Raw genomic sequence first — 2,163 nt, forward strand, 5'->3', positions numbered from 1 at the left:
TCTTGATATCTCTCTAGCCCCATTTTCACAGCTACTTCATGGTGGTATCTCTATCTATACACCACAAAATTCACTAGATAGAAATCGTAGTATAAAAAGTGGAACTATCTTTTCTCTATATAAGAGTCTAACCAATATGAGGGCAAAACAGCTAGGTGTTGGTGGAGAGGAGAGAGTATATAAACTAAGCTTCAATGAGCCAACTACCAAGATAAAAGTAGGCTCTCCTGTTGAATTCAAAGGTTTTCAAGTTGGACATATAACCCAAATAGAGGATAGTTATGATGAGAAGAACCAAACAGTAAAAAGTGACATCTCTGCCTTGCTAAATATCGAAGCGTTTACGACTAAAGAGCTTAACACTACCCAAAAAGAGAAGATACTACCAAGACTTGTCCAAGAAGGTCTGAAAGCAAAACTATCCACACCTATGCCTATTATTGGGTCACAGTTTATAGAGTTGGTATTTGACAAACGAAAAAAAGGGGTTATTGTCAAGAGTGGAGAGTATGAGATACTGCCAACTATATCCAATGATATAGAAGAGGATATAGTGGGACAGGTCAAAAGCTTGTTAACAAAACTTCAAAATCTTCCTCTGGAAAATCTGTTAAACTCTGCAGATAGTCTAGTTGAGGAGAACAGAAAGCCTATAAATAGTTTTATTAAAAATTTGGATAAAACAGTCAATAATCTAAACAAAACTATTAATAATCTTAATAGTTTCACCTCAAACAGAGAGTTCAAACAGCTACCTGAAAATCTAAATAGAAGCCTACAAGAGCTAGAGTTTGCTCTACAAAAACTCTCAAATGACTATAGTGGAGATTCACAATTTGCAGACCAACTATCAATCACACTCAAAGCTGTATCAGAGGCAGCCAAATCATTTGACAAAACAAACAAGATGCTAGATAGAAAAGCAAATGCACTCGTCATAGGAGATGAATAATGCAAAAAACAGTTTTAAGCCTACTAATAATAGTACTCTTTTTCTCTGCATGTGGTTCCAAACAGCTATATACTTTGGGTGATACCTATGCTATCCCAACTAATCCACAAGCTAGTTCTAAATTTATCGCTGTAGAGAAGGTTGAACTTCCCATATATTTTATGGACTCCCCCATATATATAAAAGATAACCCCTACCACCTCAAAGAGATAGAAAATGCAAACTGGATAAACTCTATGGATGTTCATATGACAAATATCCTCATCTCATATCTGCAAAAATCTATGAATAATCCAAATGTATATGCTTATCCGTGGTCAAATATAAAAGAGATAGATAAAAAAGTATCTGTAACTATCAGCAGGTTTATCGCTTACAAGAATGTTATCTCTTTAGATGCAAACTATTATATTTTGGACAAGAGTACCAAAGGGGGTTCAAACTATCTGTTTAATACAGAAGAGAGTATAGATGGTAAATCTGTAGAGAGTATGATAGAAGCGATGGAGAAAGCTTATTTTAAATTAACTAAAAAAATTAAAGAAAATTTATAATAGTTTTCAAGAAAAAAATCTGATATAATAAAAGAAAAAAAGGGTTTATATGAGTTTCAAAAATTTCTTTGCTCTGCTGTTTATTATCTCATTTGCTGTGTTTCTATATTTTCAATTCCTACACACTCCTGAACAAGTAGATGCTCCCATAAGTAAAAAAGGTCAATCGTATCAAAAGTCATCACACTCTACATCCATCTCTATAGAACCAGAGTTTACTATTGATGACAATTTCCTCTTGATGAGTTCTCTAATCACCTCTATTTTTTCATTTTTTGGTTTTATACTATCAACATACCACTCTATGAGAGGTCACAGAAGAGATGAGGAGCTGTTTAGCTTAAAAAGAGAGAAAGAACGCTTGGAGTTAGATAAGATTCAAGCAGAAATTCAGGCTCTAAGAGAGAAATAGTTCGGGTGTAAACACGCCGATTCCGAAAATGCAGATTGCATATAAGGAACCGATGGCTTCAGCCTCGCTAATTCATTGGTATTGGGCTTTAGCCTCGTTATATTCGGGGCTGAAGCCTCCGATTCCAAGAAGTTTTGTAAAATATCTATTAATAACAGACCTTCTTATCAGAAATTACCCCAATCTCGGCACTCCCATACTTATCTTGTAACTCATAAATATCAGACCTTTTCATCTTACCAAGA

3 protein-coding genes are annotated in these 2,163 nt (G+C 34.6%); all 3 read left to right on the forward strand.

Annotation, left to right across the window (positions count from 1 at the left end):
• The coding region (locus GSY74_RS05740) for an MlaD family protein (RefSeq protein WP_164664146.1) at positions 1-952 on the forward strand (952 nt) is incomplete at its 5' end.
• Complete coding sequence (locus GSY74_RS05745) at positions 952-1,506, forward strand: membrane integrity-associated transporter subunit PqiC (RefSeq protein ID WP_164664147.1); 555 nt, start codon at positions 952-954, stop codon at positions 1,504-1,506. The genes GSY74_RS05740 and GSY74_RS05745, both read left to right, overlap by 1 nt.
• A gap of 49 nt (positions 1,507-1,555) precedes the next feature.
• A complete protein-coding gene (locus tag GSY74_RS05750; RefSeq protein ID WP_164664148.1) occupies positions 1,556-1,918 on the forward strand; it encodes a hypothetical protein in 363 nt (120 codons plus the stop codon).
• The last annotated feature ends 245 nt before the right edge of the window (positions 1,919-2,163 follow it).

Origin of the sequence: Sulfurovum sp. bin170, from assembly GCF_010892395.1 — a bacterium.
Taxonomy (GTDB): Bacteria; Campylobacterota; Campylobacteria; order Campylobacterales; family Sulfurovaceae; genus UBA1140.

Coding starts and splice junctions, on each gene's coding strand:
- GSY74_RS05745 (WP_164664147.1), top strand. CDS start 952: ATGCAAAAAACAGTTTTAAGCCTACTAATAATAGTACTCTTTTTCTCT.
- GSY74_RS05750 (WP_164664148.1), top strand. CDS start 1,556: ATGAGTTTCAAAAATTTCTTTGCTCTGCTGTTTATTATCTCATTTGCT.